Origin of the sequence: Pseudoalteromonas sp. LC2018020214 (assembly GCF_016598755.1) — a bacterium.
GTDB lineage: Bacteria > Pseudomonadota > Gammaproteobacteria > Enterobacterales > Alteromonadaceae > Pseudoalteromonas > Pseudoalteromonas distincta.
In genome coordinates, this window is record NZ_CP066804.1 from 2,167,299 (window position 1) to 2,187,627 (window position 20,329).

The window sequence follows — 20,329 nt, forward strand, 5'->3', positions numbered from 1 at the left end:
AACCCAACATCGGCTTTTTTACTCTCGCTATTTTATAACATGCTTTTGGTAAGCACTTTATAAAAGCGTTTATAAAGTGCTTATAAAGAAAGCTCTTCTTTAGCGCGAGTTAAGTTATGCGATACCATTGCACTTTTAGACATTTGGTTTGCTTCGTATAAATCAGCAAGGCCAGCTGTGTCGTTATTCGCTTTTAAACGTGCAACACCACGGTTGCTTAATGCGAATGACGTAAGTTGGCGTACTTTAAATTTAGGGCCATCTGCGTCTTTTAAAAGTGCGATTGCTTTAGTACAAATTGCTTCAGCCTCAGCGTAATTTTTTGACTTAACATTTAGTGCGCAGCTATTAAATGATTGCTCAAGTGGCTGTGGCGCTGTTGCAGTTTCAATAACCATTAATTTGTAATCACTTTGATCAGCCATTGCAGCAGCTGAACATGTTAATAGTGAGCTAAGAGCGATAGTTTTGATAAGTGTAAATTTCATGATTAATTTCCTGTAAGTTAAGTCGTACTTGTTGCCGACAACTGAACTTTAGAGAATTAACACAACCCCGACAAACGATTAAAACAAACCTAATAAGTGAAGAAAATTAACCTATAGACCTTAGTCTAATACGTTTAAACTTTTTCTATATATTTAAACAACTTACGCACCAACAATCGTGCCTAAAATCGCTACTTTACGTTTTAAAATGTATATAATTATTTATGCTTTTTTTTAGTTGGTTTTATTTTAAACACCTTACTTTGGCATAGCTGAGTAACTATCAAACAAATTTATACATTTAATTACATGCAATACTAAGTCATGTATTTATAATTACAGTTCTGGTAACTTTTCATCATTAATGGATTAACTTTTTTGAAACACATACTTCCTCTTTTTGTTTTATTAAGCACGCTTTTATCATTTAGCCAAAATGCTAACGCAAGGCTTTTGCTCGGTAATGACATGCCTAACACCGGTATGTTTATAAAATCAGAATTTAATGGCGATAGCAGCATTACATCTGCGGGTGTAGAAATGATGGTTAAACAAAATTACAGTAACTTTGGTGTTGTTTTTACAAGCGCAATTGGCGCGGCTGTAATCGATAATAAACAAGGCGAGCAAGAAGAATTTATAACGTGGGACAATGGCATGAAGCTTGGTTATTTTAATGACTTTTTTATATACGCAGAGCTTGGCTTAGATCTGTTCGAACTCGCCTTTAAAAACGATAGAGGCGATAACACCTACCAAATAGAAAAATCGAACAACGACATAGACGGCTACGTAGGTATAGGAGCGGGTTATCACTTTAAGCCATTTAAAATAGAAGTATTTACTCGAGCACGCCAAATAGATGGCGACTACTGGGAAGCACAAGAACATATTTACAGCGGTGTGCAGCTCAGTTTTACGTTTTAATTGCCCTTTTGTTTTATAAGAAAAATAAAAAGCGTGTGAAATACAGCTATTTCACACGCTTTTTAAAAAATTATATTTAACGGATAGTTTTGGCTACTTTGCCAATACTCAAACCCTGAATTAAAATAGAAAACACCACAACCGCATAAGTAAGAGCCAATAAAATATCGCGCTCGTTCCCATCAGGTAGTTGCAATACCAGTGCAACCGAAATACCACCGCGCAAGCCACCCCAGGTTAAAACTTTCCATGCGCCAGATGGCAACTCTAATTGCTCATTAAATGTAGTGGTTGTTATACCCACAACGATTAAACGTGCCATTAACGCTATTAAAATTGTTAAGCCACCAGCAATAAACAAATTACTCGAAAATGCAATCATGACGACTTCAAGCCCTATGAGTACAAATAAAATGGCATTTAAAATTTCGTCAATCAGTTCCCAAAATAAATCAACGTAGTGGCGTGTTTTATCGCTCATAGCCATACTACGACCATGATTGCCCACCATTAACCCCATCATTACCATTGCAAGTGGGCCCGACAAATGCCAATGGCTTGCAAGTGCATAACCACCAATAACGCCCGCTAAAGTAAGGAGTACTTCTTCTTGGTAACTATCAATACTTTTAAGTAAGTAATATAAAATACCACCTAATACCAAACCAAAAACAATACCGCCACCCGCTTCAACCGCCAGCGTGTGCGCAACATAATAGGTTGTAGGAATATCACCACTTGATAAAACACCCAATAAAAGCACAAAAATAACCACGCCTATACCATCGTTAAACAACGATTCACCCGCAATCACGGTTTCAATACTTTTAGGCGCCCCCGCAGATTGTAAAATACCCATTACCGCAATCGGATCGGTTGGCGAAATTAATGCGCCAAACAATAAACACCAAATAAATGCTAAATCAAAACCAAGCAAAGGAAGCACTAAATAAAGCGCACCAGCAATAATAACCGTTGATAGCAACGTACCAACACAGGCCAAAATACCTATTGGCAATTTATAGCGCCTTAAATCGCTAACATTTACATGCAGCGCCCCAGCAAACAGCAGCATAGAGAGCATGCCATCAAGCAAAACTTCAGTAAAATCTAACTGATCGAGCAAGCTCACTTCGTAATCTATAAGATCATCAAACCCTAAAAAGCCCAAAAATATAGCGCCGATAGATAAAAGCATCGAAATAACCATAACGCCAATGGTTGTTGGCAAGCCAATAAAGCGATGGTTTACATAGGTGAGTAACGCGGTAATTGATAAAAATATCGCACTTATTTCAAGTACGCTTAGGCTGGTTCCTGGTGCCATGGTTTAAATCTCAATATTTATTTAATGATGCCTTGCTCAAAACAAGCAAAGCAGAAGGGTTATTATTTTTTATACGGTTATCTCGCATTATATTCGTGTAGCCTAAACAAGCATACCCAAAATATTAATTATAAATACACACCCTACTCAATTAACGTATTTAAAGTATTAACTCACGCGTTAAATAAACACAAAAAAGCCCATGTTAGGAATTAACCTAACATGGGCTTTTTTACTCTCGCTATTTTATATCATGCTTTAGTAAGCACTTTATAAAAGCGTTTATAAAGTGCTTATAAAGAAAGCTCTTCTTTAGCGCGAGTTAAGTTATGCGATACCATTGCACTTTTAGACATTTGGTTTGCTTCGTATAAATCAGCAAGGCCAGCTGTGTCGTTATTCGCTTTTAAACGTGCAACACCACGGTTGCTTAATGCAAACGATGTAAGTTGACGTACTTTAAATTTAGGACCATCTGCGTCTTTTAAAAGCGCGATTGCTTTAGTACAAATTGCTTCGGCTTGAGCATAATTTTTTGACTTAACATTCAGTGCACAGCTATTAAATGATTGCTCAAGTGGCTGTGGTGCTGTTGCAGCTTCAATAACCATTAACTTGTAATCACTTTGCTCAGCCATTGCAGCAGCTGAACATGTAAGTAGTGAGCTAAGAGCGATAGTTTTGATAAGAGTAAGTTTCATGATTATATTCCTGATTAGTTAAGTCGTACTTGTTGCCGACAACTGAACTTTAGAGAATTAACACAAAACCGACAAACGATTAAAACAAACCTAATAAGTGAATAAAACTAACCTATAGACTTTAGTCTAATGCCAAATTACTAATTTACGGCAATTGGTATTTATAAAAACAACCAACGAAACTTAAACTTATTGAGTGCGTTCTAGTAACTTAACTACTTGGGCTACAACCATTTCTGGCTCATCATTTTGCGGGTAGTGATAGCTCTTATTTGTTATTACTATTTCACCTCGAGGAAAGGCATTAGCCCACTTTGAATGTAAGTCGCCCCACATTTCACGCGCTTTGTCGGTAAAAAATAATACAGATGGCTTTTTATACTTTTTAACTGAGGCAATTACTGTCACGGGTATATCAGTAATTTGTGGATAATTAGGTAGCGGGCGTTTTGCCCAAAAATCTAAATACTGATTCGACATTCCATTTTTCATATCGTCGAGCTTTATTGCTGCAATTTCTTTTTCAGCGCGTGACAAATCAATCGCGCGCATAATATCTACATCGTGCTCTGATGCAGGCTCAATTAACATCAACGCTTTAATCTGATCAGGGTATGTTGCAGCAAATACACGCGCAATATAAGCACCATAAGAGTGCGCAACATACACAACAGGCTCTTCTATTTTCAGTGTTTTAAGTAATAACACAGCCTCAGCTGCATATTCTTCTGAGCTATAGTTTTTCTTTATTTGCGTAGAACCACCATTACCAATACGAGAATACCGTATAACTTTACCGTGCTTGGTAAGTGATTCAAAAACCGGGTCCCAATCACTTAAACCAGCAGAACCGCCCGCTTCAAGTAAAATAGTATGTTGACCTTTACCGGCTAATTCGTATTCAACATCAAAGCCATTTACTTGAACTTTAGCCAGTTCAGCTAAAGCACTATGTGAGATGAAAAGTGAGCAATAAATAATAACTTTTATTAATGGTAATTTTACGTTAGTACAAAAAGTCATATTTACAGGTAAATCCCTATAAAATTAAAAGATCTAGAAATGAAAGTTTCTAAAATATTTGTTCACTCAAAAGGAAAAATAAAGATGAATGACGATAAACTAAATGATATAAAATCTATATTTGATTCAGTCAGAAATATAGTTGTCTGCGCAGTCCTAATATTAGGGTTACCTTTAGTGAGAGACTCATTTGAATGGGCACCAGAATTTATAGTTACAATTGCTGTTTGGTTCTCAATAAGCATTATTGCATCTCTGTATATTTTAAATTTAGTTTGGATAATCAATATCACTAAAGAAAAGCCTAAATCAAACATTGTCTTATATGTTTGTAATATCGTTTTTACATTGAGCATAAGCTTATTATCGGTTGGTGTATCTCTTTCAAAGGTGTGGTGCGATATATTTGGATAAATCAATTTACATCTTCACCTCATGTAATTTAAAACACAAAAAGCCCGAAAAATGCGGGCTTATCATCTAATAATGCTTATATAGTTTATAGCCTTAGTGATCATCTCTCATACTCACGCCTATATCATTCGCTAATGGTACAAGTATGCTTTTATCAAAAGGCCAACTATCTAAAAGCTTTCTCTTTTTCCGTTTAAGCATCCAATATAAAAGAAGTACTGTACTTTGTTTATATAAAGCACTATCTGAATACTTTTCCTGAATTATTTCTGCTATTTCAGGAGTTTTGTTGATATATGATTCTATCGAATCAATCAGAGTATCATCAACTAAGTCTTCAAATTCATCTAAAATAGTTAAGATAGATTTTTGAGTGTTCGGTCTTATTTTAGTACTAGAGAAATAAATAGCATCTAGCTTAGATACAATGCCAAGCTCTTCTACTGGGCCATTGTTTAATAGATGTGATACTTCATTGAAGAAGCCATCAGTTGTTTCAATCAGAGCCATGCTTTTAGCAACTGTGCGATGAACACTAGGCTTTACTGCTCTTTTTGCTTTATAGATAGCATCATGAGTTAACTCAGCATGAGCATGTTGCAGTAAAGTTCTAATCTGTACCTCACAAGGAATTTCCGTTGTGATGTTACAGCCTCTAATATTTAATGCATTTTTTGGTCGAAGAATAAAATGTACTGATTGATAGGTAAATAACAAGGGCTCTCTTTCTTTATCTTCATCAAAATGTTTACACGCATCAAATGTCCACAAGTCAGAACGTTTGATAATGTCATCAATTAGTCTTATATCTTCAATCAACAGGACTACAAAACGAGCACCAACTTTGTCCTCGATCTCGCTATATGGGTCTGTGTAAGATTTGTCCGGTCGATAAAAAGCTTTATCTATTAACGATTCTTCATCTTTGACCCTGTGCTTTGGCGGTACTTTTAAAAAAGCATCAATGGATTTACCAGCTTTTTTTAGCTCTGTGCAGATTGTTGAAACAACAAATCCCCCCCAAGTATCATAAGCTAGTTTATCCCTATCCCAATGCTGTTGAAACTCTTCCTCTGTCATTCTTGCTTCACTATTTTGTCTTTAATTATGACTTGAGTCCATTCTTCTGGAAGGCCAGATTTTCCAATGTCCCCGTCTATAGTAGACATACTAATTAAACTTTTAAAGGAATCCGAAGGTGCAGATATTTTTATATTTTTGCTAAAGCTGACTTTTCTAAACTTTAAGCTACTAGAGATATATTCTATATCTTTAGTAAAGGATGCTGTGGGAAGACCTGCATCATCCATATATCCAGCAAATTCATCCTGAGTGTCTTGATCAAAATATTTAGATGCGAAGTCTGCTGTACTTATTGTTGATGAGGTATCAACTTTTAAGTAAGTAGTTAATGCATTGATGTAATCACTTTTTTGAGATTCATCTACTTCTAGAGCTTTGATGAATTTTTTTGTCTCGTCGTAGAATTGTTTAGTTGTTCGTGCACTAGTTTGGGGGTAACCAAAACCGAGAAAACTAGAATAAAAATACTTTGCTGCAGCCTTACCATCAGTTTTACCAATTTGCGAGTCTGACACCATTACTAGCCATTTATCATTCAAATCTTTAGATTGTGGATCAGAATTAGCTTTCTCAAAAAAAGCTGCTGTTTTATAAAGTTTAGAACTAGGTGTTAATAAAACCTCTTCAACATATTTTAAAGATATTTCCCCGGTCTGAGAGTCTTTTTCTGCTTCATATGCACTATGCGTTTCTGCTTTAATTATACCAAGAAATTTATTAGCCGAACGCCCTACAGTACCAGTAAAGATAACTACAATCCCTCCAGGTATACCTCTGCTTAGCTGAGAGTCACTAAGCTTTACTGCAAAGTCATAAGATGAAACAGCAAATGTCACACGATCTTCATCAATAGAATGGTTAACTAAGTGAGAAACACTAGTTAAATCCTGATTAACTATTTCCATCTCAACTGCTTTTGAACTTTCACCTAGAGCTTCTACAATACGTTGCTTAAATGTTTCCATAGCAGCCGGTGCAAAATTTGTATAATCATGAGTTTGCATTGGTTTGACACGGTGGCCATCGGCATCTCTCTGATATACCTGATGAATTATAATTTTATCTATGTTGAGCTTAAGTAACTGCACTATATAATGTCCTTATTTATTATTTGCCTACTAGAAACATCTAGAGCCTGCAAATCTAGCAGGTACTAATCGAACATACAATTTCTATGTTAATGTTAGATGAGTTGTAAAAATGGCACACCTTTTACAATTACTTTTGTTTTGGACAATTTGTTAAGCACATTCGAATTAATGTTTAATAAATTAGCTTCAACTTCAAATACGGCTCTTTCTGCCTCTTTATCAAAGCTCAGCACTTTAACTTTAGCAAAAGTTTCGGCCAGTTCAGATCGAACAAGCGCTTCACCTTCTATACCACCAAATACTGTAAAGTTAGGGTTGTTCTTTGATTTTGATACAAGCTCAACACCCTGCTTTATATCTTTCTTTTTTATCGCAAATGCATGAAAGTCGTTATCATTTTTACCAAACGAAACAACAACAGAGTAATCTGGGCCTGGTAACAAATTGAATGTATTAACGCTTATATAAAGTATTTTCTGTTGAAAATTATAAACATGGGAATAAATTATTAAAACTATAAATATTACGGAGATAATTATTTTCATGGGAATGTACTCTAATTAATATAATTTAGAGCATAGTTAGTTTTTAAGCCCTTTACCTACTTGGCTTTTGACATATAGACGCAATGCACTTACTTGCATTTCTTCCCATGAATTAAAATTTGTATTATTAGCAATATATATATCCCACTCATCATCTGGTATTGCTTTAAAATCTTCTGCAGTTTCAACATTGAAATGACTACTGCTTAATAGTTCATCAAAGTTTCTATATTTAGAGTGGCTAGATACGAAACCATCATTTATCAATTCATCTAGTCTTATAGATTTTTTATTACCTAATTCCTCTAAGTTTTTAGATAGTTTTTTCAATCCGCTCATATCTGTTTTTGTAGACATGTAAACTCCCTCTTATTTTTAATTAGGAGTCTAGCTTAGTTAACTATATTGATTTATCAAATTTATTCACAAAAAAACCCGCTATTAGCGGGCTTGTTTATTAAACTCTGTTGATTGCTCTATCAGCTCATCAATACTACTGGGTATTGCCCCTTTTAATAGCATTTTTTTTGAAAACTTCGTAAACATCTGTTTTACTGCCTTCTTTACGAAGCGTTGACTGGTCATTAAACCAAGCTAGAACTATTACTTTATTTGTACTCGAAAACTTAAAAAACAAACGATATCGATTAGGCATGCCCTTTTTGGCTCTTCGCCAATCTCGGTTACTTTTACCTAATGTATTGCCCAGTATAAAAGCTGGTGCTTGAGGATCTATAAATATGCGATTTTCTATGCAATCTGTAACACATTCAAATAATTTGTAGATTGCAGATTCGTAAAAGTGTTCTGGGTCTTTTTTGGCTTCGCGTTCGACCTGATCCAATACTTCCGTGTATCTATTCTCAAATACAGTATGCCAATACTTTTCCCAGTACATTTACATCTCTATTAATTCGTTGTTTTGACGTGCAACAAGTGCTTTGTGCTTAATTGCAGCGATGCGATCAAATACAGAATCAGGAATTTTTTTTACATTTCCTGCTTTAATGTCAGCATCGAGCAAGTTTAAGAACTGCTCTGTTGCTACATTCTCTTTTTTTACTTCGCTTAATTGGATAACTTGATTTTTCATTACAGCTCCATTCTTAGCTATAAATAAAAGCCATTTTAGTTTAATAAAAAGCCTATTAATTACATTGTTGGGAGCCCATTAACTGTACCCACAACCAAATTTCTGGGTGTCATTAACTGTACCCACAACCAAATAGTAGTATATTGGCTCTCAAAACAGCAAGAGACACTAGGAGACTATAAGAGACAACTGTGATAACTGTAGATATCAAAGGTCAGTTTATGATTCCAATCAATATTTGATGACCAATGTATTTACACAGCTGATTTTATTCTTCTTTATATAAATTTAAATCAATAGCTGATGTACTGGTCTCGAATGAAAACTCTTCGTTATATAACGATTTATATTCAATTTTGACCCTGCAATTAGTAACAATTAGATTAATTATCTTTTTAAACCTATCTGTTGGTATGTCGCTTGATACGTCTGAAACTACTGTTAAATCTATCAATTTAAATATTTCGTCATTTGACATGCCGAAATCACTGCCAAGGTTAATTATTTTAAGATGATCTTTATGCTTAATATATGGATTTACTTTATTTCTTAGCTCTTCGTCAGTTATTTCTTGACCTGCCCAGTAGTATTTAAAAGACTCAATTTTAGCCACACCATGACCTTTATTTCTGATTGAGTATGTGAAGCATTTATCACCCTCCTCCATAAAGTCATAAATTAATGGTTGAACGGACAACTTATTATGCTTACGGCTAATCCAAGCTTGATGTACAGCAACAAAAAACGCTAAGCACGCAATAAATGTGCTCCAATCAAAAACAAATTTAATGATTTCTTTGCTTTCTTCCATTCTAATTTTATCCTTTATTATTGAGTGATTCTAAAATAGCATCTTCAATAAGCTGGCAATAGAGCTCGTAACCTTCGGCCTGTTCTTTTATCCAATCATGTTTGTTGTATACAGCCATTACTCCTCGCATTGTATGGCCTAACATTTTTTCTGTTACATGCGGTGCGATACCGTTTTCACTTAACAATGTTGATAGTGAACGGCGGGCATCATGCGGTAAAAACTTAGGCATTTTGTACTTAGCAAATAGGTGATCCCACATTCGACAACAATAACGGTTAATGCTGTGAGTGGTCATAGGTTTGTGCGGGTTGCCGCCAGGTATTAAATATCCTTTACGGCCATAGACCATGGCAAGCGTATCTAATATGCTTTTCATCTTAGTTGATATTGGCCTGCGGATAGCTTTATTTGTTTTTGAGTTTTCGGGCGGTACTGTCCAAATGCCATTTTCAAAGTCAAAATGCTCCCACTTTGCTAAACGAACCTCTGATTGGCGCGCCCCTGTTATATAAATTAGTTGTAGGCATGCTTTAGTTGCTGGGGTGGCTTTTGAGCTTTCTATTTGTATCCAAAGCTTTGCAATTTCATCAAAGCGCATAACTCGTTGGCCTACCGATGCCTGTTCGCCGATATCGTTTACATTTAATGTAAGCACAGGGTTAAATGGTTTTACTTCCCCCCGCTTTTCAGCCCAACCAATAATCGACTTAATACGTACTAGTATAGTACCGGCTGTTTTAGCACTGCCTTGTGCTTTTACTTCATCAAAATATGTTATCCAATCTTTAATGGTCATTAAATCAAGCGGCGTATTTTTATCATTAAGTATTGGTACAATCCATTTACTGACTTGGTTTGCGTATAAAATTTGTGTTTTTTCTTTTAGGTCGGGTACTTTTTTATCTAGCCACGTTGCAGCAACTTCTGCCATTGTGGGCAGGCCCTTGGCATTGTTACGCATAAGCTTAAGCTCTAGGCGCGGATCTTTATCTTGGCTCAACCAATTTTGAAACAGCGGTATGTAGTCTTGTGCTTCTTTTATGCTTAGCCCAGGATAACGCCCTAGCGTAATAATTACCTGCTTAGCATCGACACGGCAACGGTATTGCCAAGTGAGAGTTCCCTTAGCTGATACTCTTACACTTAAACTATCTCTATGCGATAATACGAACGGTGTTTAATTTTTACCTAGCAGCTTTCTTAATTTGGTGTTAATGATCGCCATTTAATTTTTTATACACAGTTAGCAAAAAATTTATACACGAAGCTATACACACAACGCGTCAATTACAAGAAACTCGAAAATACAAAAAGAAACTGAGTAGCGCTAACAACCCGTAAATTTAAAGGGCTAAGACATAGAATGAATAATGAAAGCTATCAAGAGAACCAAGCAACAATCTATTGGCACGATTATGAAACTTGGGGGGCGAGCCCTCAAAAGGATAAGCCGAGCCAGTTTGCGGGTATTCGTACCGATCTTGATTTAAATATTATTGGCGAGCCGCTTATTGAATATTGTAAGCCGCAAGCGGATTACTTACCTCACCCTGAGGCGTGTTTAATTACGGGTATTACGCCACAAGTAGCGATGAAAAAAGGCTTAGTTGAAGCTGAGTTTATAGCAAAAATTCATGCCGAATTTAGCGTGCCAAACACCTGTGTCGCCGGTTATAACAGTATTCGGTTTGATGACGAAGTAAGTCGTTATAGCTTTTACCGTAACTTTTACGACCCATACGAGCGTGAATACAAAAATAACAATAGCCGATGGGATATTATTGATTTAGTACGTGCTTGTTATGCGCTGCGCCCTGAAGGGATTGAATGGCCGTTAAAAGAAGACGGCAGCCCAAGCTTTAAGCTAGAGCATTTAACCGTAGCTAATGGTATTGAACACGCCGCAGCGCACGATGCGCTAAGCGATGTAACCGCCACTATTGCACTGGCTAAGCTAATAAAAGAAAAACAGCCAAAGCTGTATAACTTCTTTTTTGGACTGCGTGGCAAAAAAGCCCTTGCTGAATTGGTTGATGTATTTAACATGACGCCGCTGGTGCATACCACGTCGCGCATACCAGCAACACAAGGCTGTACAAGCTGGGTTGCACCTATGAGCTTTCATCCGGTAAATAAAAACGCAGTTATTTGTTTTGATTTAACCCAAAATCCGCAAGTACTCATTGATTTAAACGTAGAAGAGTTACGCAAACGCTTATACACCAAACGTGTAGATTTAGCCGAGGACGATTTACCTGTTGGCTTAAAACTAGTGCATTTAAACAAGTGCCCTATTTTAGCCCCAGCTAAAACATTATTGCCTGAAAACGCCGCCCGCCTTGGGATTGATCGCGAGCAGTGCTTAGCTAACTTAGCTATTTTAAAAGCCAATACCGATCTTCGCGATAAAGTAACCGAAGTGTTTAACGAGCAAGGTGATTACAGCGCAACCACTAACGTTGACTACTTACTTTACGATGGGTTTACAAGCCATGCTGATAAAGCTAAGTTTGCGATTATTCGTGATGCAAAACCAGATGAGTTAGCTGGGTTGAAGTTAGACTTTGAAGATAAAAAGTTTAATACATTGTTGTTTAGATACCGCGCCCGTAACTGGCCTGAAACGCTAAACCAGCAAGAGCTTGACCAATGGCGCCAGTATTGCCAAAACAAGTTAATGCACGGGGAAGATCAACCGTCGATTAATGCGCAAGATTTTATGATCACCCTTGAAAACCTAGCGCATGAACATGACGACAGCGAAAAAAATCTTACTACTTTAAAGGCGCTATATAACTACGCTCAAAGCATGTAATTTTGTTTGTATAACGCATTAAAAACGCGACGCTTTAGCAATAAAGCGTCGCGTTTTTGTTTATAAATATCTGTACCACTTCAAACAAAGCAAAATCTATTTCACAAAGAGAAGCGAATGAGGAGTAAATGAGAAGACATAAAAACAATAATTTTTTAGATCTATTACTTCCTCTAAAAGCGCAGCGCCTCTAAACCTCTTTGTGAGCCCGTCACGCAAGCAAGCTTCGCGTCTACAAGTAAAATTCATATCGACACTTTGGGGTAAACGTTGAGCTTGCTCACGTGAAAAGCACAGCTTTTAATTACTTAAATAAAACTCTATTCACAAAAGAAGCGAATGAGAAGACATAAAAAACAATCTTTTTTAGATCTATTACTTCCTCTAAAAGCGCAGCGCCTCATAACCTCATTGTGAATAAATCTTACGGGCTTTGCCCGTCACGCAAGCAAGCTTCGCGTTTACAAGTTAAACACACCGCTATACTTTGCCGGTAAGAGTCGAGCTTGCTCACGTGAAAAGCACAGCTTTTAATTACTTAAATAAAACTCTATTCACAAAGAGAAGCGAATGAGGAGTAAATGAGAAGACATAAAAACAACAACCGTTTTAGACTTATTACTGCCTCTAAAAGCGCAGCGCCTCATAACCTCTTTGTGAATAAGTCACTTTACGGGCTTTGCCCGTTACGCAAGCAAGCTCCGCGTCTACAAGTAAAACTCATATCGACACTTTGGGGTAAACGTAGAGCTCGCTCACGTGAAAAGCATAGCTTTTAATTACTTAAATAAAACACTATTCACAAAGAGAAGAGCAAGAGGAGTAAATGAGAAAATATAAAGACCAACAACAATCTTTTTTATCTATCACTGCCTCTAAAAGCGCAGCGTCTCATAACCTCTTTGTGAATAAGTCACTTTACGGGCTTTGCCCGTCACGCAAGCAAGCTTCGCGTCTACAAGTAAAACTCATATCGACACTTTGGGGTAAACGTAGAGCTTGCTCACGTAAAAGCACCGCTTTTAATTACTTAAATAAAACACTATTCACAAAGAGAAGAGCAAGAGGAGTAAATGAGAAAATATAAAGACCAACAACAATCTTTTTTATCTATCACTGCCTCTAAAAGCGCAGCGCCTCATAACCTCTTTGTGAATAAATCACTTTACGGGCTTTGCCCGTCACGCAAGCAAGCTTCGCGTCTACATCGACATACTCAACGTAAACGTTACTTTTTATGCAGTGCTTCAATGCGTGCTAGTAAGCTTGAGGTGTCGTATCTGCCGCCGCCGAGTGCTTGTACGTCGGCGTAGTATTGATCGACCGTTGCGGTCATTGGTAAAGTAGCGCCGTTGTTTTTAGCTTCATCAAGTGCAATGCCTAAATCTTTACGCATCCAATCTACGGCAAAGCCAAATTCGTACTCACCCGCCCACATTGTTTTGTAGCGGTTTTCCATTTGCCACGAACCGGCTGCACCTTTAGAAATGGTTTCTATAACTTTTTCACCATCAAGCCCAGCTTGCTTGGCAAAATGTAAGCCTTCGGCTAAACCTTGCACTACACCAGCAATACAAATTTGATTAACCATTTTACAAAGTTGTCCCGAGCCAACGCCGCCTAACAGTTGGCTAAAACGGCTAAACGCCGCCATAACTGGCTGCACTTTAGCAAATACGGCTTCGCTGCCACCCGCCATAACCGTTAATACGCCGTTTTCGGCGCCAGCTTGTCCGCCCGATACAGGCGCATCTATAAAGTCGATATTTTGCAGAGCCGCTTTTGCAGCCACTTCACGTGCTACTTCAGCTGAGGTTGTGGTGTGATCAACCAAAACAGTGTGCGGTAACATGCCCGCTAACACGCCGTCGTCGCCATACACTACTGAGCGTAAATCGTCATCGTTACCAACACACATAAATACAATGTCGGCATTGCTGGCAGCTTCGCGCGGGGTTGATGCAAAGCTTCCTGAATGTTCTGCAGTCCACGTTTGAGCTTTAGCTTGAGTACGGTTATAAACGCATACGCTGTGCCCTGCTTTTGCTAAATGCCCCGCCATTGGGTAACCCATTACGCCTAAACCTATAAATGCGACTTTCATTGACATAAAAATGACCTATTTAACTGATAACTTAGAAACTAGACCTCGATTATGTCAACCGGTCGATAAAAAAGCGAATGAAAGTCTTTATAAAATTTCCTTAACGGGAAAGGTAAGTAGGTAACCTATGGACAGTATTTATCAATTTAATGCACCACTTTATAACAGCGAAAATTTTCCTCTTAGCCAGTTACAGGGCAAAACCGTCCTTATTGTTAATACAGCGAGTAAGTGTAATTTTTCGGTGCAATTAAACGCACTCGAAAAGCTCTACCAGCAATACAAAAGCAATGGTTTTACTGTGCTTGCGTTTCCGTGTAACCAGTTTGGCCAAAATGAGCCGCTTGATAATTTAGCCATTAAAGATTTTTACCAAGATCAATTTAATATCTCGTTTGAGGTATTTGGTAAGGTAATGGTAAACGGGCCAGAAACACATCCGTTGTTTAATTATTTAAAGTCGCATACGCGGGGTATTTCGCAAAACCGTGCAATTAAGTGGAATTTCACTAAGTTTTTAATTAACTCACAAGGGCAACTTGTTGCACGCTATGCACCGCGTACTAAGCCCGAAACACTTAAACAAGTAATAGAAAGTAACTTACTGCAAGCCGCAAAGTTAAGCGCTGCAAGAGGTGGTAAAAAGGTAGCATCAAAAATACCTTTGTTTACGCCAGCTAAGGCTTAATTTAAATCAATAAAATGCGTGTTACTAAAGCACAGATTTATAAAGTAGTTTATTGTATTGATACTTATTAAGCGTCGAGGCTATTACCATGAACATTGCTTTTTTTAGTACTCAAAAGTACGAACTACCTTTTTTTGAACAAAGTACACGCGATCACAGTGATATAAAAATAACGTATTTTGAACAAGCCCTGAGCGAACAAACGGCTATTTTAGCAAACGGGTTTGATGCCATATGCGTATTTGTAAACGACACCGTAAACGCCACGGTTATTGAACAATTGGCAAGCCAAGGCATAAATACTATTTTGCTGCGTTGTGCAGGATTTAATAATGTTGATTTACCTGCAGCAAAAGCACATAAAATTAAAGTATTACGCGTACCGGCTTACAGCCCTGAGGCCGTAGCCGAGCATTGTATTGCACTTATGCTAACGCTTAGCCGTAAAACGCATAAAGCGTATAACCGCGTACGCGAAGACAATTTTGATTTAAATGGATTACTAGGCTTTAACTTGCACAATAAAACCGTGGGTATTGTAGGTTGCGGTAAAATTGGCCTTGCGCTGTGCAACATTTTAAATGGCTTTGGCGCTAAAGTATTAGTGTGCGACCCATACGCACAACCTGGCAATTATACAATTACCGATATAAACACCTTACTTAGCCAAAGCGATGTGATTTCTTTACATTGCCCACTAACGGAACAAACTCATCATTTAATAAATGATGAGGCATTTAGTAAAATGAAAACCGGCGTTATGCTTATTAACACCTCTCGCGGGGCACTGCTTAACAGCAAAGCGTGCATTAATGCGCTTAAAACTAAAAAATTAGGGTATTTAGGGCTCGACGTTTACGAGCAAGAGTCGGAGCTGTTTTTTAAAAACCACAGCGACGAAATAAATCAAGACGATATATTTTCGCGCTTAGTGAGCTTTAAAAATGTTTTAGTAACAGGCCATCAGGGCTTTTTTACCCAAGAGGCACTCACCGAAATAGCAAACACAACCCTACTTAACGCGCTTGAAGTAAATGAAGGTAAACCTCTAACTAATGAGGTTTTATAAAGTTCTTGGCTATACCTAAATAATAGGCACAAAAAAAGCGAATAAGGTGAGCCCTATTCGCTTTTTTGTTTAAAAATTTACTTTAAATAGAGCTTAGCCAAACGCAACGTTTGCAAATACCAAGGTCATTAATATTGGGCAAACAAAACGAATATACTGAGCAAACCAGTAATGTACGCCTGTTGTTGCTTGGTGTAATTTATTACCACGCTGCCACATCCACCCTACTGTAATAAAGTAAAATAAACCCATAAGCGGTAATTGGTATTGAGTAAATAGCATAATGACTAAGCCAAATAACCAATCAAAATTTAATATAATGGCGCTTGCACACACAAGTACAACGGCGCTCACTGCCCACGTTGCTTTGGTGCGACTAACGTTGTGGTTTTCTACTAAAAACGCTACCGGAATTTCGGTGGTCGATATAGTTGACGTAACCGATGCGATAGACATTAATACAAAAAACAATAAACCAACTAATAAGCCAATTTCGCCCATGGTGCTAAATAGCTCAGGTAAAATAGCAAAAATAAGTTGCCCTTCGCCAATCAATTTACCACCACTAAATACTTCAACACCGTTGTGTTGCGCCACATAAATAGCAGGAATAATAAGTAAGCCCGCTAAAAACGCGACACTGGTATCGAGTAAAGCAACACCTGCGGTGAGCTTTGGTAAATTAGCATCTGGCTGTAAATACGAGCCGTAAATCATCATACAGCCCACACCTAAAGAGAGCGAAAAGAACGCTTGCCCCATTGCGGCAATAATTAAATTAGGGTCGAGTATTTGGCTAAAATCAGGAATTAAATACGCGGCAAAGCCTTCGCTTGCGCCATCGAGTGTTGCAATGTAGGCAATTAAACCAACTAGCAGCACAAGTAACAGTGGCATTAAACGGCGCGACCAGGTTTCGATTCCCGATTTAACACCTTTTAAAATAATACTGGCAGTTAAAATAAGCATAAGCGGCGTAAATACAAAATTACGCAACACTGAGTCGCTATGTAAAAACTCGCTTGCGCCTGTAAACCCAAAAAAGGTGGTTATGGGTTCAATAGCGTATGAGAGCATCCACCCAGCTACTATTGAGTAAAAACTTAGCATAACAACTGCGCCCGCAAGGCCTATATAACCTGCTGCTGCACCTACTTTACGGTTAGTGTTTTGCCATGCATCGCCCAATGCTTTTACAGGATTAGCTTGTGCTTTGTGACCTAAATAAAGTTCGGTATACAGCGCAGGAAGCGCAAGTAAAAATATAACAATAAAGTAAACCAGTAAAAATGCACCGCCGCCATGGTTGGCCGCTTGCGTAGGAAAACCCCAAATATTACCTAAACCCACTGCTGCGCCAGCAGCGGCTAAAACAAAACCAAGTCGGCTTTGAAACCCATCACGCACTTGTGCCATACATCTACAAATCTGTTATTATTTTGATTATTGTGAATTAAACCATATTTCATGCCAGCTGAGTAATAAAATTGTACCCAGCCTTTATTAGTGGCGTTAACCGCTCACAATATCAGCGACTTCTTTTGCTTTAGGGCTTTTATGACTGAACACTATTTTAAAAACGCCTTGAGTATTACTTCAACTCAATTGGCAAATTTGTCTTTTGCGAGTAACAGTATTTTATTATTTAATGCTAAAACACTTGAGCTTAGTGACTTTAATTTGCCCGATTGCTTAAGCCCATTTGAATTAACCATTATAAACCGCCGTAAAAGCCCGCCAGCTAAGCAAGAGTATTTAGCGACGCGGTTATTGTTAAAACACCTTATTAAAGTAGCGCAGCCGCAACATGCGCACGTAGCCCTTAATAAAATGAGTACCGAATTTGACGAGGCAAGCTCAAAGCTGCAAATACATGTGAGTGGTGATGTTATTAATACCTGTATTTCGCACTCGCATGGTTTAGTTGGGGTCGCGCTAAATTTTGATAAAAGTGAGTTTGGTTTTGATATTGAAAAAGTAAGCCTAAAGCGCCCGTTTGAAAAGCTTGCTAAGCATTTTTATCATAATGATGAAATTACACTTATCACCAAGCCCACTAATACCCAAGCCCAAGCAGATACGTTTTTTAGAATTTGGACATTAAAAGAGTCACTTGCTAAAGCCACCAGCCGCCCTATTGCACAACTACTTAGCCCCAATGTGTTTGACGAATTACATAGTGCAAAGCTGAGTGCTTGCAGTAATAGCGTTACTGTAGCTGATAGCAGTGACAGCAATGTTTGCTTTGATGTAAGTGTGGTGCATAAAAAAAGCACCGACTGGCGATGCTTTTTATTAACCGACTTTGTTAAGTAACTTTATTAAGTGACTTTACTAGTTAATTTTACTAGGTAACTTTACTAGTTAATTTTACTAGGTAACTTTACTAGGTGATTTTCCTGAATAACGGTTACTTACGCAGCAAAATCGTTTTCTAATAAACGGCTATGAATAGACTGTACTACGTTATCTGACTCAGTTTGCTCTACTAAAAAGCATAGGTTGTGCTTACTAGCACCATGGCAAATTAATCGTATGTTAAAGTCTTTTAATACACTCATTAAGTTCATTTCGTGTTGGCGTAATTGAATCTCAGAGCCAATAAGTGCCACCAATGTTAGGTTGTTTTCTACCGAAACATGGCAAAACTCTGCAAGCTTATCTAGGCATTCTTGGTCGAGTTCTGGGCGCGAAGCGTTTTGCGCGTTATCAAGAGTTATAGCTACGCTGATTTCTGATGTGGTTACCAAATCAACCGATATATTGTATTCACTTAATAGTGTAAATACGCGTGCTAAAAAGCCGCTTGCTAGTAGCATTTCTGGGCTTTTAAGTGTAAGCAATATTTGGTTTTTACGTTGCGTTACTGCGCGTATACCTGGTTGCTGCGATTTTTCGCGCTCAATCCACGTACCGCCACGCTCTGGCTCTCGGCTAGAACCAACAAATACGTTAATGTGGCTACGGCTCGCTGGTAAAATAGTTGCTGGGTGTAATACTTTTGCGCCAAAGGTCGCCATTTCAGCGGCTTCGTCAAAACTTAAGCGTGCAATAGGCGTCGCTTTTGCGCACAAACGCGGGTCGGTGCTAAAAATACCCACTACGTCGGTCCAAATATGCACACTTTTAGCGTTAATTGCTTCAGCTAAAAGTGCAGCGCTGTAGTCAGAACCACCACGTCCTAGCGTTGTTGTTTGACCGTATTCGTCACTGCCAATAAATCCCTGAGTCACAATTACTTGAGCGTCTAATAACGGGATTAAATGCTCTTTAGCAGCTTGTGCTGTGGCTGCAACATTAGGCGTTGCTTTGCCAAATTGGCTATCGGTTTTAAGCACCTTGCGCACATCAAAGCGATCGGCATTTAAGCCTTGTAAACGCAGCACTTGTGCAAACAAATACGACGATAAACGCTCACCAAAGCTAAGTAGTTCGTCGTGTTGCTGATCGGTTGTTAGTGGCTCTTGAGCCAATGTTTGAAATGCTTTTAGGGTTTCGTTAAAGCCAACTACTAAATCGGCATCTAGCGATAATTCATCTAAGATAGTTTGTTGAATAGCAAGCACGCCGTTTATGTGTTCTTGGCGCTCACTAGGAGTAATGCTTGATTTACACAGTGCAACTAAGTGATTAGTTACGCCGGCACTGGCGCTCACGGCAACAATACGTACGCTTTTATCTGCAACAATAATTTCGCTACAGCGACTCATCGCTTCAAAATTTGCAACACTGGTTCCGCCAAATTTGGCAACGATGTAATCTGATTTTGCGCCTGATACTGTTTGTGGCACTGATTGGGTAGTCATTTAGTCTCCTTTCGCGGTATCCAAACCGCAATAAAACAAGAAGAACTTGGCAAAGGAATGCTTGAAGATAAGTCCACTGCCAGAAGCTCTCCACCTATATTGGTGACAGTTTTGAGGATTCAGCCCCATAAACCGAAAAACAATGACGACGTATCATTATTTTCCTCGGCGAGTACTTCCCTCCCTAATGATCATCGGCTTTCGTCGCCTAACATTAAGTACCTAAGTATCGCACCTCTTCTGAATGCTTTATTAACCAGTGGCTAATAAAACAAAACCCCACTAAGTAGCGGGGCTTTGAAATTTATCGTTTAGACGTCTAGCTGTCAAGCATTTAATAA

21 protein-coding genes, 1 pseudogene and 1 riboswitch are annotated in these 20,329 nt (G+C 38.2%); of the genes and pseudogenes, 6 read left to right on the plus strand and 16 right to left on the minus strand.

Annotated elements, in window-relative coordinates; translation table 11 throughout:
* Positions 1-80: 80 nt before the first annotated feature.
* A complete protein-coding gene (locus JG479_RS09520; protein WP_200218974.1) occupies positions 81-488 on the minus strand; it encodes a hypothetical protein in 408 nt (135 codons plus the stop codon).
* 378 nt (positions 489-866) lie between these two features.
* On the opposite strand from JG479_RS09520, the gene JG479_RS09525 reads away from it, so the two are divergent.
* A complete protein-coding gene (locus tag JG479_RS09525) occupies positions 867-1,415 on the plus strand; it encodes a hypothetical protein (RefSeq protein WP_200218976.1) in 549 nt (182 codons plus the stop codon).
* A 76-nt stretch (positions 1,416-1,491) separates the two neighbouring features.
* Here JG479_RS09525 and JG479_RS09530 read toward each other — a convergent pair whose 3' ends face one another.
* The 3 genes from JG479_RS09530 to JG479_RS09540 all read right to left on the minus strand — a co-directional run bounded on the left by JG479_RS09530 (position 1,492) and on the right by JG479_RS09540 (position 4,466).
* Positions 1,492-2,742 (minus strand): cation:proton antiporter, encoded by a 1,251-nt coding sequence (locus JG479_RS09530; RefSeq protein WP_200218979.1) that lies wholly within the window; start codon positions 2,740-2,742, stop codon positions 1,492-1,494.
* Positions 2,743-3,035: 293 nt separating this feature from the next.
* The gene (locus JG479_RS09535) at positions 3,036-3,443 is read right to left on the minus strand and encodes a hypothetical protein (RefSeq protein ID WP_200218982.1); all 408 of its coding nucleotides are present in this window, start codon (positions 3,441-3,443) and stop codon (positions 3,036-3,038) included.
* Positions 3,444-3,632: 189 nt separating this feature from the next.
* Positions 3,633-4,466 carry an alpha/beta fold hydrolase gene (locus JG479_RS09540; protein ID WP_200218985.1) on the minus strand — a complete coding sequence of 278 codons (834 nt, stop codon included), beginning with the start codon at positions 4,464-4,466 and terminating at the stop codon, positions 3,633-3,635.
* A gap of 39 nt (positions 4,467-4,505) precedes the next feature.
* On the opposite strand from JG479_RS09540, the gene JG479_RS09545 reads away from it, so the two are divergent.
* The gene (locus JG479_RS09545; protein ID WP_200218988.1) at positions 4,506-4,880 is read left to right on the plus strand and encodes a hypothetical protein; all 375 of its coding nucleotides are present in this window, start codon (positions 4,506-4,508) and stop codon (positions 4,878-4,880) included.
* A gap of 93 nt (positions 4,881-4,973) precedes the next feature.
* Here JG479_RS09545 and JG479_RS09550 read toward each other — a convergent pair whose 3' ends face one another.
* The 9 genes and pseudogenes from JG479_RS09550 to JG479_RS20185 form a co-directional block, all read right to left on the minus strand.
* Complete coding sequence (locus tag JG479_RS09550; protein WP_200218990.1) at positions 4,974-5,960, minus strand: GTP pyrophosphokinase; 987 nt, start codon at positions 5,958-5,960, stop codon at positions 4,974-4,976.
* A complete protein-coding gene (locus JG479_RS09555) occupies positions 5,957-7,051 on the minus strand; it encodes a nucleoid-associated protein (protein WP_200218992.1) in 1,095 nt (364 codons plus the stop codon). The genes JG479_RS09550 and JG479_RS09555 overlap by 4 nt, the downstream gene beginning before the upstream one ends.
* Before the next feature lie 95 nt (positions 7,052-7,146).
* Positions 7,147-7,599, minus strand: coding sequence for a hypothetical protein (locus JG479_RS09560; protein WP_234047846.1), 453 nt, complete (start codon positions 7,597-7,599; stop codon positions 7,147-7,149).
* A gap of 36 nt (positions 7,600-7,635) precedes the next feature.
* The gene (locus JG479_RS09565; protein ID WP_200218995.1) at positions 7,636-7,956 is read right to left on the minus strand and encodes a hypothetical protein; all 321 of its coding nucleotides are present in this window, start codon (positions 7,954-7,956) and stop codon (positions 7,636-7,638) included.
* Between the two features lie 136 nt (positions 7,957-8,092).
* Positions 8,093-8,497: a type II toxin-antitoxin system YhaV family toxin gene (locus JG479_RS09570; protein ID WP_200219006.1), complete on the minus strand. Its 405-nt coding sequence runs from the start codon at positions 8,495-8,497 to the stop codon at positions 8,093-8,095.
* Positions 8,498-8,692 carry a hypothetical protein gene (locus JG479_RS09575; RefSeq protein ID WP_149592037.1) on the minus strand — a complete coding sequence of 65 codons (195 nt, stop codon included), beginning with the start codon at positions 8,690-8,692 and terminating at the stop codon, positions 8,498-8,500.
* Between the two features lie 268 nt (positions 8,693-8,960).
* Positions 8,961-9,503, minus strand: coding sequence for a hypothetical protein (locus JG479_RS09580; protein WP_149592036.1), 543 nt, complete (start codon positions 9,501-9,503; stop codon positions 8,961-8,963).
* A 7-nt stretch (positions 9,504-9,510) separates the two neighbouring features.
* Positions 9,511-10,437, minus strand: coding sequence for a tyrosine-type recombinase/integrase (locus JG479_RS09585; RefSeq protein WP_234047847.1), 927 nt, complete (start codon positions 10,435-10,437; stop codon positions 9,511-9,513).
* Between the two features lie 48 nt (positions 10,438-10,485).
* Positions 10,486-10,659: pseudogene (locus JG479_RS20185) on the minus strand (Arm DNA-binding domain-containing protein); the annotation flags it as partial.
* 210 nt (positions 10,660-10,869) lie between these two features.
* Here JG479_RS20185 and sbcB point away from each other — a divergent pair.
* Complete coding sequence (gene sbcB / locus JG479_RS09590; protein WP_200219015.1) at positions 10,870-12,321, plus strand: exodeoxyribonuclease I; 1,452 nt, start codon at positions 10,870-10,872, stop codon at positions 12,319-12,321.
* A gap of 1,228 nt (positions 12,322-13,549) precedes the next feature.
* Here sbcB and JG479_RS09595 read toward each other — a convergent pair.
* Entirely contained in the window at positions 13,550-14,431 is an 882-nt protein-coding gene (locus tag JG479_RS09595) for an NAD(P)-dependent oxidoreductase (protein ID WP_002962823.1), read from the minus strand.
* Between the two features lie 121 nt (positions 14,432-14,552).
* Between JG479_RS09595 and JG479_RS09600 the strand changes: the two genes are divergently transcribed.
* A complete protein-coding gene (locus JG479_RS09600) occupies positions 14,553-15,113 on the plus strand; it encodes a glutathione peroxidase (RefSeq protein WP_024595202.1) in 561 nt (186 codons plus the stop codon).
* Between the two features lie 88 nt (positions 15,114-15,201).
* Positions 15,202-16,182 (plus strand): 2-hydroxyacid dehydrogenase, encoded by a 981-nt coding sequence (locus JG479_RS09605; protein WP_200219017.1) that lies wholly within the window; start codon positions 15,202-15,204, stop codon positions 16,180-16,182.
* Positions 16,183-16,275: 93 nt separating this feature from the next.
* Here JG479_RS09605 and JG479_RS09610 read toward each other — a convergent pair whose 3' ends face one another.
* On the minus strand, positions 16,276-17,598 hold the full coding sequence (locus tag JG479_RS09610; protein WP_169060330.1) for a sodium-dependent transporter: 1,323 nt from the start codon (positions 17,596-17,598) through the stop codon (positions 16,276-16,278).
* A gap of 141 nt (positions 17,599-17,739) precedes the next feature.
* On the opposite strand from JG479_RS09610, the gene JG479_RS09615 reads away from it, so the two are divergent.
* On the plus strand, positions 17,740-18,498 hold the full coding sequence (locus JG479_RS09615; RefSeq protein WP_200219026.1) for a 4'-phosphopantetheinyl transferase family protein: 759 nt from the start codon (positions 17,740-17,742) through the stop codon (positions 18,496-18,498).
* Positions 18,499-18,596: 98 nt separating this feature from the next.
* On the opposite strand, the gene lysC is transcribed toward JG479_RS09615, so the two are convergent.
* The gene (gene lysC / locus JG479_RS09620) at positions 18,597-19,988 is read right to left on the minus strand and encodes a lysine-sensitive aspartokinase 3 (RefSeq protein WP_200219028.1); all 1,392 of its coding nucleotides are present in this window, start codon (positions 19,986-19,988) and stop codon (positions 18,597-18,599) included.
* A 75-nt stretch (positions 19,989-20,063) separates the two neighbouring features.
* Positions 20,064-20,236, minus strand: a riboswitch (Lysine riboswitch).
* Positions 20,237-20,329 lie beyond the last annotated feature (93 nt).